Annotated in this window: 14 protein-coding genes; 4 read left to right on the top strand and 10 right to left on the bottom strand. The window is 39.9% G+C overall.

The genetic code is table 11. The features are described from left to right. Nucleotides 1-64: 64 nt before the first annotated feature. The gene (locus tag ACSHZO_RS11155; RefSeq protein ID WP_295182055.1) at nucleotides 65-1102 is read left to right on the top strand and encodes an App1 family protein; all 1038 of its coding nucleotides are present in this window, start codon (nucleotides 65-67) and stop codon (nucleotides 1100-1102) included. 70 nt (nucleotides 1103-1172) lie between these two features. On the opposite strand, the gene ACSHZO_RS11150 is transcribed toward ACSHZO_RS11155, so the two are convergent. From ACSHZO_RS11150 to ACSHZO_RS11130, 5 genes are all read right to left on the bottom strand, one after another. Beyond that, entirely contained in the window at nucleotides 1173-1841 is a 669-nt protein-coding gene (locus ACSHZO_RS11150) for a sterol desaturase family protein (protein WP_298248266.1), read from the bottom strand. A gap of 13 nt (nucleotides 1842-1854) precedes the next feature. Then, the gene (locus ACSHZO_RS11145; RefSeq protein ID WP_141878609.1) at nucleotides 1855-2469 is read right to left on the bottom strand and encodes a deoxynucleoside kinase; all 615 of its coding nucleotides are present in this window, start codon (nucleotides 2467-2469) and stop codon (nucleotides 1855-1857) included. Between the two features lie 356 nt (nucleotides 2470-2825). Beyond that, nucleotides 2826-3182, bottom strand: a complete 357-nt coding sequence (locus ACSHZO_RS11140; RefSeq protein WP_298248265.1) for a DUF6122 family protein — start codon at nucleotides 3180-3182, stop codon at nucleotides 2826-2828. Next, nucleotides 3182-3508, bottom strand: coding sequence for a DUF202 domain-containing protein (locus tag ACSHZO_RS11135; protein ID WP_298248264.1), 327 nt, complete (start codon nucleotides 3506-3508; stop codon nucleotides 3182-3184). Before ACSHZO_RS11135 ends, ACSHZO_RS11140 begins: the two co-directional genes overlap by 1 nt. Continuing rightward, on the bottom strand, nucleotides 3505-5304 hold the full coding sequence (locus ACSHZO_RS11130) for an SLC13 family permease (RefSeq protein ID WP_298248263.1): 1800 nt from the start codon (nucleotides 5302-5304) through the stop codon (nucleotides 3505-3507). Before ACSHZO_RS11130 ends, ACSHZO_RS11135 begins: the two co-directional genes overlap by 4 nt. Before the next feature lie 96 nt (nucleotides 5305-5400). Here ACSHZO_RS11130 and ACSHZO_RS11125 point away from each other — a divergent pair, with 96 nt between their 5' ends. Then, entirely contained in the window at nucleotides 5401-5910 is a 510-nt protein-coding gene (locus ACSHZO_RS11125) for a DinB family protein (protein ID WP_295182039.1), read from the top strand. On the opposite strand, the gene ACSHZO_RS11120 is transcribed toward ACSHZO_RS11125, so the two are convergent. The 4 genes from ACSHZO_RS11120 to ACSHZO_RS11105 are packed head-to-tail and all read right to left on the bottom strand — an operon-like array spanning nucleotide 5907 to nucleotide 9670. After that, nucleotides 5907-6848 (bottom strand): threonine ammonia-lyase, encoded by a 942-nt coding sequence (locus ACSHZO_RS11120; protein WP_298248262.1) that lies wholly within the window; start codon nucleotides 6846-6848, stop codon nucleotides 5907-5909. The genes ACSHZO_RS11125 and ACSHZO_RS11120 overlap by 4 nt on opposite strands. Nucleotides 6849-6901: 53 nt before the next feature. Then, nucleotides 6902-7348 (bottom strand): universal stress protein, encoded by a 447-nt coding sequence (locus ACSHZO_RS11115; RefSeq protein WP_298248261.1) that lies wholly within the window; start codon nucleotides 7346-7348, stop codon nucleotides 6902-6904. A 10-nt stretch (nucleotides 7349-7358) separates the two neighbouring features. Next, nucleotides 7359-8288: a 2-hydroxyacid dehydrogenase gene (locus ACSHZO_RS11110; protein ID WP_298248260.1), complete on the bottom strand. Its 930-nt coding sequence runs from the start codon at nucleotides 8286-8288 to the stop codon at nucleotides 7359-7361. 17 nt (nucleotides 8289-8305) lie between these two features. After that, nucleotides 8306-9670 (bottom strand): acyl-CoA dehydrogenase family protein, encoded by a 1365-nt coding sequence (locus ACSHZO_RS11105; RefSeq protein ID WP_298248259.1) that lies wholly within the window; start codon nucleotides 9668-9670, stop codon nucleotides 8306-8308. A gap of 185 nt (nucleotides 9671-9855) precedes the next feature. Here ACSHZO_RS11105 and ACSHZO_RS11100 point away from each other — a divergent pair, with 185 nt between their 5' ends. Then, nucleotides 9856-10725, top strand: a complete 870-nt coding sequence (locus tag ACSHZO_RS11100; RefSeq protein ID WP_295182135.1) for an SDR family oxidoreductase — start codon at nucleotides 9856-9858, stop codon at nucleotides 10723-10725. Nucleotides 10726-10957: 232 nt separating this feature from the next. On the opposite strand, the gene metK is transcribed toward ACSHZO_RS11100, so the two are convergent. Then, a complete protein-coding gene (gene metK, locus ACSHZO_RS11095) occupies nucleotides 10958-12217 on the bottom strand; it encodes a methionine adenosyltransferase (RefSeq protein WP_298248258.1) in 1260 nt (419 codons plus the stop codon). A gap of 855 nt (nucleotides 12218-13072) precedes the next feature. On the opposite strand from metK, the gene ACSHZO_RS11090 reads away from it, so the two are divergent. Then, a complete protein-coding gene (locus ACSHZO_RS11090) occupies nucleotides 13073-14365 on the top strand; it encodes an O-acetylhomoserine aminocarboxypropyltransferase/cysteine synthase family protein (protein WP_298248257.1) in 1293 nt (430 codons plus the stop codon). Nucleotides 14366-14418 lie beyond the last annotated feature (53 nt).

Genomic DNA, 14418 nt, shown 5'->3' with positions numbered 1-14418 from the left:
ACTAGGCCATCTGGCAGACTCGGTTCAGAATAAAATATAACTTGAACCAAAACCTTCAATTTTAATGATCAAACGTTTTAAAAAATTACTAGGCAGGTATAGAAACCTCGATCAAATTCATATAGTGCCCTATAGAAGTTATGGTACCTATTCCCATTTATATGTCTTCGGAAGGGTTTTAGATAATGAACCACTGAATATCGTCAAGGAACAGTCCATTTTTCGGACTATAAAAAATACGTATAAGCAATTCGATAGCTTTGAAATTCCTGATGCCGAAATGGAGCTGGTGGTTCCTGGAAAAGTAAATTTAAGAACGACTACCAGCGATGAAGGTTATTTTCTGTTCGATAAGACTTTTGATGAAAATTTATCTGAATATGCATCGAATGAAGGCTGGATAGATTACGAGGTTAGGTACTGTGAAAAGGTAGAACCTAGAACAGATGAATTGGAGAACCCAAAACGTGGCGAATTTCTTATTCCGCAGCATGATGCTGAATTTGGAGTTATAAGTGATATTGATGATACCATTCTGCATACAGGAGTTACTTCATTTCTAAAATGGCGCTTACTGAAGAATTCATTACTAACAAACGCCTATAAAAGAATACCATTAAAGGGAGCTCCGAGCCTTTACAAGAAATTACACGAGGGAACCAGTGGTAAGTTTAGAAATCCCATGTTTTATTTAAGTAACAGTCCCTGGAACATGTATGAGTATCTCAAATTGTTCCTGGATCACAATAATTTTCCCAAGGGTCCCATGTTGTTACGTGATCTTCGAACTCCTTTTGAAAGCACTATGAAACCTGAGAAACCTCATAAGCAAAAGGAGATCACCAACATTCTAAAAACCTATCCAGATCTTAAATTTATCCTGATTGGAGATAGTGGTGAACATGATGCGAGCATCTATACAGATATTGCGGCTCAGTATTCAGATCGTATTTTGGCGATCTATCTAAGAAGTGTGAAACACAAAAAGCAGATGCAACGTGTGCAAAGTATCATTGATAATTTTGATACAGTACCGGTGCTCATGGTGATGAGTAGTGAGGAAGCGGAAGAACACGCCCGTGAAAATGGCTTTATAAAATAGTCAGGTCAAAAATTTCAGTACATAAAAAAAGTCCCTTTTTCAAGGGACTTTTTTTATTGTATATACTGAATTAGCTTGGATCTATACTGGTTCCAACCGCAGCTCTTTCCTGAACCGGAGATTTTCTTGGCATAGTACCAAAGATCTGGTCCCAAAGTGGTGAAGAAACTCCGAAAGCACGATCTGGTTCACGATAATGGTGAATACTGTGATGATGCCATAGGATCTTTAGAAAGTTTCCTGGAACCTTAAAAGCGTGAACAGAATAATGAACAGCCAGGTAAGCAGCGTAACCAATCAGGAAACCTGCAAGAAAACCGAATACATAATCTCCCAGAACCGCACGATAAATAATGAATAAAACGGTTGCGATCACCAGACTAAGAACAGGAGGCATGGCCAGCCTGGATTTGTCTTTTGGGTAATCATGATGTACACCATGCATCGTGTAGCTAAATTTTTGTTTTTTGGGCGTAGTTGCTGGTATGTGATAAAGATACCTGTGCATTACGTATTCAATGAACGTAAAGAAGAAAAGGCCTGCCAGGAATAATCCAATCATCGCCGGGGCTTCAAAACCTTTTTCAAACACTCCATAATAAACTAAAGCGACAGAGATCAAACCAAAAATGATCAATGGGAGCGATATATGTGTGTGGGTTAATTTTTCCAGGATCGGGTTATCGAAGAGTTTTGGAGAACCCTTGTGTTTTGGTCTTTTTAGCTTAGTAGATTCCATAGTCAATTATCATTTAAAAAAGTCCGTGTAACTGTCCATCGATGCGGTTGATGATATCACCGAGGTCTTCCGGATTGTCCACAAAATTAATATTATCTACATCAATTATAAGCAAATTTCCTTTATTATAATCGTGTACCCATGCTTCGTAGCGTTCATTCAACCTACTCAAATAGTCAATAGAGATAGAGTTTTCATAATCACGCCCTCTACTATGAATCTGTTTTACAAGGTTAGGAATACTGCTTCTCAAGTAAATGAGTAGATCTGGTCCCTGTACCACACTTTCCATAAGATCAAAGAGTGATTTATAATTTTCAAAATCCCTGTTGGTCATAAGACCCATTGCATGCAAGTTTGGTGCGAAAATATAAGCATCCTCATAGATCGTACGATCCTGAATGATTTTCTGGCCACTCTCGCGAATTTGAAGGATCTGCCTGAACCTGCTATTCAAAAAATAGATCTGCAGGTTAAACGACCAGCGCTCCATTTTGTTGTAAAAATCTTCGAGGTAAGGGTTTTCCAGAACATCTTCAAACTGAGGTTCCCAGTTGTAATGCTTTGCTAGTAATCGAGTTAATGTTGTTTTTCCTGCACCAATATTTCCTGCTATGGCTACATGCATAATTTATTTCTTAGGCTGAATTAAGGAGTGTAAAGATAAAAGAATTGAATTAAATTGATTGATTTGATATAACTTGAGGAAATAAATTTTCAACAAAGTTTAAGGCCTTGTGCTACAGTTTTATAACGATTTGAAGGGTTAATTTTAATTTGCACTTATTACTGCCTAATATGGTTTAAAAATAGATTCAATATGGTTATTCATTACCGGATAATTCGAAATTGTTTCTGTACATATCGAGCTAAAAAATTGATTATCAAAAGTTTCATCCTATTTAGAGATGCTGCTTCAGAAGTAACAATATTTCTTTAAAAGCTTAAAAGCCAAGTTACTATTTACTTCCGAAGTATAATAAACTATAAGAGATTAGGGGAAATACAGGAGTTACAATTATAGTTTGTCCACAGGCAATCAAGAAAATCTGTGATCATATGAAAGAATAATCCGATACATATCAATCTGATTATTTTTTGTCTTATAAATATCATTCCGAATAAATAAGCAGCGATTGCAATTTCAGAATGCAGGGGATGGAATCCAATTCCGCAGCGATTGGGATCAAAAATTGGGGTGGCTAGTAAATGATCGATATCCACGATCATGGTAGCCGCAAGAATAGCCCAGTATTTTAACCAGTTTTCACGATCATAGAACCAGGCGATCACGGCGATCACCAAAAAGTGCATGGAGTAGTGCACCAGACTCTGTAGCATCAACCTTTGTTGTTATCTTCCGGTTGTTCTCTAAGGAGTCCGTTAAGTTTGCGTTCCAGGGCAACATACCTTGAAAATCCAACAATTATAAATAAGATGCAGAGGAAAAGGGATAAATAACCTACCCACATCAGGCTGATACCCTGATAATCCTTGATTTGTAATAAAGCAAGTCCGCTAATAAGCAAATATATAGATGCCCGAATATAGCTGAGTAAGGTTCTTTCGTTTGCAAGTTTAGTTCGTTCTAAAGCTAGATGTTCACGAAGCAGTTTTTCGTCAATGATTCTGGCTTTAAAAGGGTTATGTAATTTTACTTTTCTCATAGTTCAAAAGGGAAAAACATCGGGATAATAAATGAGGCCGCGATCCAGATGATAAAGTTAAGCGGAGTTCCGAACTTTAGAAAATCTCTGAACCTATAATTTCCCGGCGCGTACACCATTGTATTCACGGGATAACTTACCGGAGTCATAAAAGTAAGCGAGCATGCAAACATGACGCCAATCAAAAAAGGTTTTTCGCTCACCTGCATCGCCCCGGCCAGACTTATGACTATGGGCGTCATGAGAGCTGCCGCCGCCTTGCTGGATAGGACATTAGTAGATAGAAAAGTGAATAGAAATATCATGCTTAACGTCCACCGGGGATCCATATCGCCCAAAGTTTCAAAGACGTACTGGGAAACAATATCAGAACCACCAGTTTTTTCCAAAGCTTTTCCCATAGAAAGTACCCCGGCGATCATAAATATCACTTTCCATTCAATGGCTTCGTAAGCTTCCTGAGGTTTTAAAATGGTAAGAGTGACGATCAATAAACTCCCAACCATCGCGCTTATGAGGATAGAAGTTATATTAAAGGCTGCAGCGGCAACTACCCCAATCACGATGAGCAACGCAGGAATTGCCTTTTTATAGTTCACATTTCTTCCCTGGTATTCTGAAAGCGTTACGATCATTTTTTCTGTAGCAAGAACCGAAATTGCTTTTTCTGAAGCGAATAACAACATCATATCACCTTCTCTAAGAACTACCCGGGAAACATCTTCGGTGATCGTTTCCTTACGATGTCGAATAGCCAGAACAGAGGCATAATAAGTGCTTCTGAAGTTCATATCCCTAATGGAATGACCCGCAAGTTCAGATCCATATGGAATCATGACTTCGAAGATCTTTTTTTCTTCTGAAACTTCTGAGGCATCCTGATTGGCCTCCATTTCCCGGATACTTTCTTTGTCCCCTCTAACAGAAATCCCTTTTTTTGATTTTAATTTTGCCAGGTGTACTGGATCCACCAGGATTCTAATCCTATCGTTTTCTCTTAAAACCGTTTCTCCATTGATTTCATAAACCCGGTAATGTTTTCGTTTTATTCTAAGTATCTGGATCTTATAGTCTTTGACCAGTCTGGATTCTGAAACAGGTAGATCGATATCAACGTGATCATGATGCAGTTCGATCTCCGCCATATACTTTTCAGTTTGCTTAATCAGTCCGGTATTTTCAGGCAGTCCTCTTTTTGGTAATAGAATTGGTCCAAGCAGGAAAATATACGCCAGGCCAATAGTAAGTAAGCAAAGAGCAGCCATTGAAAACTCGAACATGCCGAAGGGCTCAGAACCTAGCTTTTCAGCATAACTGCTTACCAGGATATTCGTTGAGGTTCCAATAAGGGTGCAGGTGCCGCCAAATAATGCTGAAAAAGAGATAGGAATTAGAAGTCTGGCCGGGCTAATTTCGGCTTCGCGGCAAACCAGTAATGCCACAGGAATAAGAATCGCGACTACTGCAGAATCATTAATAAAAGCAGAAAGTACAGCTGAAGTGAGACACAAGGAAACGAGTGCAGAAAAATAATTTATACGTGCAATCTTAATAAGCCTGGCACTAAGACCGTCAATGATCCCCGATTTGAAAACGGCAGCACTAACCACGAACATACAACCAAGCGTAATGGTAGCCGGATGGTTAAATCCCGAGAAACCTTCTTCGGGACTTAGAACTCCCGAAATTATAAAAAGCGCCATGATAATGATAGAAGTGGTGTCTATCGAAAAATAATCGCGCACGAACAGGATGATACCAATGATGATGATCGCAACGGTGAGATACAATTCCATCTGAATTTATTTAATATAACAACCTGATGTTCTTCTTAAAGATAAGACTTCTTTTTTTTACCTGATTTAATTTCTATTTTACAGTAAAATATGAAAATGGATAAAGCTAAACCAGAGAATTGGCTACGCGGTAAAGTAGAAAATGTACCCGACCTGTTGCAGCCCGCAGCGCATGCACTACTTCAGTCTAAAGAAGAACTCCGTAAATATCTTGTTGATTTCCCTGCAGGCGAATTATGGACAAAACCTGCTGAAAGGGCGTCTGTAGGGTTTCATCTTCAGCATATAGCTGGTGTGACCAACCGTTTGATCACTTATGCAAAAGGCGAACAATTGAGTGAAGCTCAGTTGCACTATTTAAAACTGGAAGGAAAAGCTGATGCCTCCATTAGTGTTGAAGAACTTATAATTAAGGCTGAAAATGAATTGAGCGAAGCGGTAGTATTTTTGAAATCACAGAAGCCTGAAGATCTAACGAATACGGTCGAAGTAGGGAGGAGGCGAATTAAGTCAAGTTTAATTGGTGTACTTTTTCATGCTGCGGAACATTCTCAAAGGCATATAGGACAAATGCTGGTGACAATATCTGTAGTAAAAGACTCCTAAAATGGCAGGTTAGAAAGATCAACATTTCCGCCAGAAATGATCAAGCCCACTTTCTTGTTTCTGAATTTATCTTTCTGCTGAAGAATAGCGGCCAGGGCCACGGCACTGGAGGCTTCTACAACGATCTTCATGCGTTCCCAGATCAAGCGCATTGCTGCAATGATCTCTTCTTCAGAAACTCTGATGATCTCTGAAACATGATCCCTAATTATAGGGAAGTTAACGTCTCCGAGCATTGTTTTGAGTCCGTCTGCAATCGTAAGAACAGAAGCGTTACTTTCAATCTGTCCACTTTTTAAAGATCTCCATGCATCATCAGCTTCCATAGGTTCTGCACCAATACAAAGACAGTTGTGAAGCAAAACATGAGTGGAGATAGCGGTTCCGGCAATGAGTCCTCCACCGCCAACAGGACAAACGATCATATCCAGTTCGGGATGGTCCAGCAATAATTCGGTGGCCGCAGTTCCCTGTCCCAGGATCACATTCATATCGTTAGAAGGATGTATAAATCTTGCTCCTTTTTTGTCCATTATTCTGTTAGCTGTAGCTTCCCGATCCTGAAGAGTAGAGAGACATTCTGTAATCTTTCCGCCGTAGGTTCGAACCGCAGCTTTTTTAACTTCAGGAGCCGACTCGGGCATCACTATATATGCAGGAACATTCAGACTTTTAGCAGCCAGAGATAACGCCTGCGCAAAATTTCCTGAAGAATGTGTGACCACACCGGCGTTCTTTTCTTCCTCAGAAAGCTTTGAAATGGCGTACATCGCACCGCGCATTTTGAATGCACCCATCTTTTGAAAATTTTCGCACTTAAATTGAATTTCACAGCCGGCCATTTCGTCGATCAGCTTGGAAGTTAGAACCGGAGTTCTGTGAATAAATGGTGCTATAGTTTCCAGAACTTTCAGAAGTTCTTCCTTGCTGCTATTCAAATCTTTCAGTTTTACACTAAAATAAACAATCCCCGTGATTACGGGGATTGTTTTTATTCATTAATAGGTATCGTTAACATGGGAATTTCAGCTTTTTTAACCAGCTCCATCGAGACGCTTTCATTCAGCAGATTGTAAAGGAAACTGTGCTTATGAGTTCCCACGATCAACAAATCTACATTCAGTTTTTTAGCTTCTTCAAGAACGGTGCTTACCGTTGATCCCTGAATAAGTAAAGCGTCACTTTCAAGCTCTTTGCTTATAAAACTATCGCACACCTGTTGAAGACTACGATGTTCTTCGCGATATTCTTCAGCTTGAAGATCTCTAATATATTGAGGTCCCGGTTCATAACCAACAAAATCTGGTTCTGGATCTGCCACATGCAAAACCCATAATTTGGCTTCATATTTTTCAGCAAGACTATCAGCAAAGATCATTAATTCACCAATGCTATCGTTGAAGTCTACCGCTACCATGATGTTTTTAAATGTATCCATAGTAAATCAATTAGTAACCTCTGTCCATTTCAACTTTGTTCTTCAAGTCTTGATTTTCCTTCATACGATCGTAATTTTCAGCGATCTGCGGAACCACAGATTCCGGCTTGGTTACACTCGCAATGTGCGGAGTGATATTGATACGATCATGTTCCCAGAAAGGATGTTCTTCCGGTAACGGCTCTTCGCGGAATACGTCTAAAGATGCTCCTGAAAGATGACCATTATCGATCATTTTCATAAGATCATGCTCCACCAGATGTTCACCACGCGCCACATTGATCACGTATGCACCTTCCGGCAGCATATCGAAAAGATCTTCGTTCAGGATATTTTCAGTGTCTTCAGTCAAAGGAAGGAGACAAACTAAAATTTCAGAATTATTTAAAAATTCTTCCAGTTGATCTTTCCCGTAATAGCTGGTTACATTTTCACAATCCTTTTCTGTTTTTGACCAACCGGACACTTTGAAAAAGTTCTTGTGTAATTTATCTGCGACGGCATTACCAAGGACACCAAGTCCCATAATTCCAACATTAGTATTCTGTGGTCTTTTATATTGAGACCTGTCCCATTGTTTTTTATACTGCGATTTTACGTATCCATGAAGATTACGAATATGATTCATTACCTGGCTAAGTACGAAATCTCCCATATCTTCGGTGAGTGTTTCGTCTACGACTCTCGTAATTGCAACATTTTCAGGGAGGGAATTATCACTTAAAATATGATCTACACCGGCACCCATACTTGCGATTACTTTTAAATTCGGATAATTCTTGAATAATCCTCTTGGGTGGTTCCAGGTTAGCGCAAATTCTACCTCTTCCGGATCATGTTCTTCGGGATATGTATAAATATTCATTCCCGGATGTTGATTTTTTAATGCTTCTACCCATGCCTCCGAATCTCTTCCCGGAGCAACGATTAATACTGACATAAATTTTTCTTTTTCATTTAACTCACAAATGCGCTGTAACCGGTAATTGCACGGCCAACGATCAATGAATTGATTTCTTTAGTTCCTTCATAACTGTAGATCGCTTCGGCATCTGCTACAAAACGAGCTACATCGTATTCTAATAATATTCCATTTCCACCAAGAACCTCTCTTGCTCTGCTCACTACATCCCGCATTCTCATGCTGCAATACACCTTCGCAAGACTGGCGTGCTCATCTGTAAGTAGATCCTGATCCTGCATTTCTGATAATCTAAAGCAAAGCGTCTGCATCGCTGTAAGATTTGAAAGCATTTCCACAAGATGATTTTGAATAAGCTGAAAAGAGGCAATAGGTCTTCCAAACTGCTCTCTTTTTTTGGTGTATTTCAAAGCGCTTTCATAAGCACCTCTGGCACATCCAACGGCTTGCCATGCAACTCCGGCTCTGGTCATTCTAAGAACATTGGCAGTGTCTTTAAAAGAATTCGCGTTTTGCAGCCTGTCACCTTCAGGGATCTTGCAATCCTTAAGGGTGATGATCGCATTCTGCACGATTCTCAATGCCATTTTATCCTGTATCTTTTCTGCTGAAAAACCAGGGTTTTCCTTACGTACAAGGAAACCTTTTACTCTGCCAGAGTCAAGATCCCGAGCCCAGATCACGATTACATCAGCGAAAGTGGCGTTTCCTATCCATTTTTTCTGACCATTCAATATCCAGTTCTCTCCATCAAATTTACAGGTAGTTTCGAGGCCGCCAGCAACACCAGAACCTACATTAGGTTCGGTAAGGCCAAAGGCACCGATCTTTTCCATTTTTGCCATTTGCGGTAACCATTCCTGTTTCTGTTCTTCACTTCCGCAGAGATAAATGGAACCCATGGCGAGACCACTGTGAACTCCAAAGAAGGTAGAGATCGAAACGTCTACACGTGCAATTTCCTGAGCTATGATGCCTTCCATCAAGAATGGCATGTTTGGACATCCATATCCTTCATAAGGAACACCGACGATATTCAGTTTGCTGAATTTTTTGATGACCTCAAATGGAAACTGATCTTTCTTCCAGTATTCATTCACTAAAGGACGAATTTCGTCTTCCATGAAATTTCTAACCTTAAGCTGAATTTCCCGTTGTTCCGGCGTAAGCTTGAGATCCAGATTATAAAAATCACCGTCGATAGGAGGCAGGTCGTGCTGACCTTTCTTCTTCTTAGTTTTTAACATTTTCATTAATCCGGCGAGTTGACGGTCGTCAAGTTTGCCCAAAGTTTTCATTGCCTCGGCGAGATCGATCTTTTGATTGATCTTGGCGAGCTGATCCAGATCAACCGATTTTAGAAGGTTAACCGTATCACGAACTTTTTTAAATAAAGACATAGAATTTCCTCTTGGTGGAATTTCAATTTAGGAATTAAAACAGCGTTCGCTTGTTAAGGTTTTCCGAAGAATTGATAAAAAATATCGCGCTTTTCCATAATTATTTAGGGAAAGTTTACAATATCTACTCTCCTGATTTATCGAAGCATTCTATAATTTTAAAGAAACCTTTAAAATCAATAATTATGGAACATCCACAGGAAAAATATCCAAAACCACCATTTGAAAATCTCAACCAGAGTGAACCGGGAACAGAAAGTAGCATTGATCCGGATACAGATCATGGTGAAAAATCCTATAAAGGTTCAGGTAAGCTCAAGGGCAGAAACGCGATCATTACCGGGGCAGATAGCGGAATTGGAAGAGCAGTGGCAATTGCTTTTGCCAGGGAAGGGGCGAATGTATTGATCTCCTATCTTGAAGAACATGAGGATGCTAAGGAATCTGCCAGACTGGTAGAAGAGGCAGGCAAAAAAGCAGTTTTAGTTCCGGGAGATATTGGTGATCAGGAACATTGTAAAAGTATAGTTGAAAAAGCTATTGCTGAATTTGGCCAAATCGATATCCTGGTTAACAATGCAGCTTACCAGATGGCGAGAGATTCTTTGCAGGAAATTTCTGCAGAAGAGTGGGATTACACCTTTAAAACGAATATTTACTCCCTGTTTTATTTATGTAAAGCGGCCGAACCTCATATGAAACCGGGCAGTACCATTGTGAATACCACTTCAGTAAACGCATACAATCCCCGTCCAGATCTACTGGCCTACGCTGCTACTAAAGGTGCGATACAGAATATTACAGCGAGTATGGGGCAATTGCTGGCAGATAAAGGAATTCGGGTGAATTGTGTAGCTCCAGGACCAATCTGGACTCCGCTTATTCCGGCTACCATGCCAGAGGATGTGGTGAAGAATTTTGGAAGTGACAACCCTATGAAACGACCGGGACAGCCTGCAGAATTGGCAGCAGCTTTCGTGTTGCTAGCTTCCGAAGATTCCAGTTATATGACCGGCTCAACGGTGCAGGTCACTGGTGGCCAGTACACGATTTGATCCATTAAAAAAGCCTCTAACTTTAAGAGGCTTATTTTATTATTTATCCATTTTTCGAATAATCTCACGAAGCAATTCGTTTTGTTGCTCGCGTAAATGTATAAATCTGGAAACCCATTTATAAATAAGATACAGTACAGAGCCTATTATTAAAAAATATAGTAAAACTATTAAAATTGGAAAAAGTGATAGAAAATCCATTGCTAAAAATTTGATTTATAAATATATCAAATTATTCCAGATCAAAACTCTCTTTGATCTTATCTACATAATCCAGTTTCTCCCAGGTAAATAGTTCCACTTCCTTGGTTATCTTACCATTATACGGACTTTCAAAAACCTTTGTTTCTATACGCGGAGTTTTTCCCATATGACCATACGCTGCGGTTTCACGGTAAATTGGATTTCTCAACTTCAGTCGTTCCTCGATCGCTGCAGGTCTCATATCAAAGATCTTACGAACCTTTTCAGCAATTTCACCATCAGAAAGATTTGTATTGTTTTTTCCGTAGGTATAAACCGAAATAGAAGTTGGTTCCACCACTCCAATTGCATAAGAAACCTGTACCAGAATTTCAGGAGCTACTCCTGCAGCCACCAAATTCTTGGCAATATGTCTGGAAGCATACGCGGCAGATCTATCTACTTTAGAAGGATCTTTTCCAGAGAATGCACCGCCACCGTGAGCACCTTTTCCGCCATAGGTGTCTACAATAATTTTTCTACCGGTGAGTCCTGCGTCACCATGCGGACCTCCAATTACGAACTTACCGGTAGGATTAATATGGTAAATAATGTCGTCATTGAACAATTCCTGAACATAATCTGGCAGCTGTTTCTTAACCCTTGGGATAAGAATCTCAACTATATCTTTTTTGATCTTCGCCAGCATTTTCTCATCATCCTGGTCGAAATCATCATGTTGCGTAGAAACCACGATCGCAACGATTCTTTCAGGAACGTTGTCATCGCTATATTCAATAGTCACCTGGCTCTTGGAATCAGGTCTTAGATATTCGATGTCTTTACCTTCCCTTCTAAGTTTAGCCAGTTCAATTAGGATACGATGTGAAATATCTAATGCCAGCGGCATATAGTTTTCAGTTTCATTGGTCGCATAACCAAACATCATTCCCTGGTCACCAGCACCTTGTTCCTCTTTCTTTCCACGATCCACACCCTGGTAAATATCCTGGGACTGTTCATGAATAAGGGAGATCACACCGCAACTATCACCGCTAAATTTATAAGCACCTTTTGTATAACCAATATCATTGATCACATCACGTGCGATATTTTGAACATCCAGATATGTATTACTTCGTACTTCACCAGCAAGTACTACCTGCCCGGTTGTAACCAGAGTTTCGCAAGCTACTTTCGATTCGCCATCAAAGGCAAGAAAATTATCCAGTAACGTATCACTAATTTGATCTGCAATTTTATCCGGGTGTCCTTCAGATACACTTTCTGAAGTAAATAAATAAGCCATTCAATTACTTTTTAAGTTTATAAGAATGGAAAAATTTGACGTGTGAAGCTAAAAAGGAGTGTAATTACCATTCTGCTTTAGCATTTAAAACATCGATGTGATGTAGAGGGTTGCAATCAGTCAAATCTATCCCTTTCAATAAGTTGATACAAATGTATAAAATTTAAAAGGATAGCAAATCGATTTAACGCCATTTTAAAGGACGTGGAATTACAGTTGCATTTTTCGGAATAATCAGGGCGTTGCGCTTCGCCCGTTCCGGTCTCGCGCCGGGCTTTCGCAACTCGCTTTTTGGTTCGAAAAAGAACCAAAAGAGCTCAAACAACTCGCTCAATCCCTAACGCAAACAAAAAAAATATACTTCGTAACTATCAGTATTTACGCGGGTTATACTTTATACATTCTAGAAGGCTAAAAAAATAAGTACGCAAAAGCTTGGATAATAAAAAACTCTGCCGTTATCTTTGTAAGACAATTTTAGAACAATGTACAGAACAGTTTGCAATATGATGATGTGTATGATGTGGAGAACTTCTGCAGCGCATCTTATTGCATAATTCTGAAAGAATATATATTGCAAAAAGCCGCTGCCAACCGCAGCGGCTTTTTTTATGGCCAAAATTGAAATTAGAACATAGAACTTACAATTATGAAATTACAGGTAACAGTTAAAAATATGATGGACATGCGCATGATGATGTGTATGTACAGCATGTATAGCTATTACCTGAACTCGAGAATATAGATTTTAAAAATAGATTTTAAAAAAGGAATCAATTCAAAAGTCCCCCTGGTAATAGCATATCAGGGGGACTTTTTTATTTCAATCATTTACAATTTTTAAAAATTTATATCATGAGTACTCAAAAATTTTCAACACAGGCATTACATTCAGGACACGATACCACTCAAAATGGAGGAACCAGAGCAGTACCAATTTACCAGACCAGTTCCTATGTTTTTGACGATAGTCAGCATGCAGCAGATCTGTTTTCTCTTGCAAAGCCAGGTTTTATTTATACCCGTTTGAATAATCCCACCAATGATGTGCTAGAGCAAAGGCTGGCAGCCCTGGAAGGTGGAATTGGAGCGGTGGTGACGGCATCTGGAACCGCGGCGATCAATACTGCGTTACTAACGTTACTAAAGGCTGGCGATCATATTGTAGCCAGTAGTAGTTTGTATGGCGGGACTTTCAACCTTTTACAAAATACACTGCCAAGATTTGGCATAACAACCACCTTTGTGGATCCCCGTGATCCTGCAAATTTCCAAAAAGCAGCACAGGAAAATACCCGGGTATTTTTTGTTGAATCGCTAGGGAACCCAAAGCTGGATGTTCTGGATCTGGAAGCAATTTCCAAAGAAGCAAAAGAATTCAAAGTGCCATTTATCGTGGACAATACCGTAGCCACACCTTACCTGCTGAATCCAATAGAATACGGAGCAGATATCGTAATACACTCTCTAACCAAGTATATCGGAGGGAATGGAACCAGTCTTGGTGGAGTGATCATAGACGCAGGTAAGTTCGACTGGTCCAGTGGAAAATTTCCTGAATTCACCGAGCCATCTCCAGGATATCATGGATTGGTTTATCACGAGGCATTGCAGGAAGCAGCTTTTATAGCTAAAGTCAGAATTGAAGGCCTTCGTGATCACGGTGCTGCACTGAGTCCGTTTAACGCATTCCAGATCATTCAGGGACTTGAAACGCTGAAAGTTAGAATCAACGAACATAGCAAAAATGCGCTGGAACTAGCCACCTGGCTGGAGCAGCAGGAGGAAGTGGAATGGGTGAATTATCCAGGCCTCGAGTCCAGCGAGTACTACGATATCGCTCAGCAGTATTTACCAAAAGGACAAAGCGGACTAGTGACTTTCGGGATCAAAGGAGGTTATGAAGCTGCTAAAAAAGTAGTGGACGCTTCCAAGGTATTTTCACTGCTTGCCAATATTGGAGATACCAAATCGCTGATTATTCATCCTGCCAGTACCACTCACCAGCAGTTGAAAGACGAAGAACAATTATCTGCCGGAGTTAAACCGGATCTAATAAGGCTTTCAGTAGGACTTGAAGATACAGAAGATCTGAAAGCAGATTTGAAGCAGGCTTTCGCCCAGGTTGCTCAACAATCACTTGTTTAATTTTAGTTTGGTTTAATCGCCGGAGCCCGTATGAAATGTACGCGGCTTTGGTT

This window comes from Christiangramia sp. 3-2217-3z (genome assembly GCF_051195275.1).
GTDB classification, from domain to species: domain Bacteria; phylum Bacteroidota; class Bacteroidia; order Flavobacteriales; family Flavobacteriaceae; genus Christiangramia; species Christiangramia marina.
The sequence above is the reverse complement of the archived record's forward strand: the minus strand, read 5'-3'. Positions and strand labels throughout refer to the sequence as shown.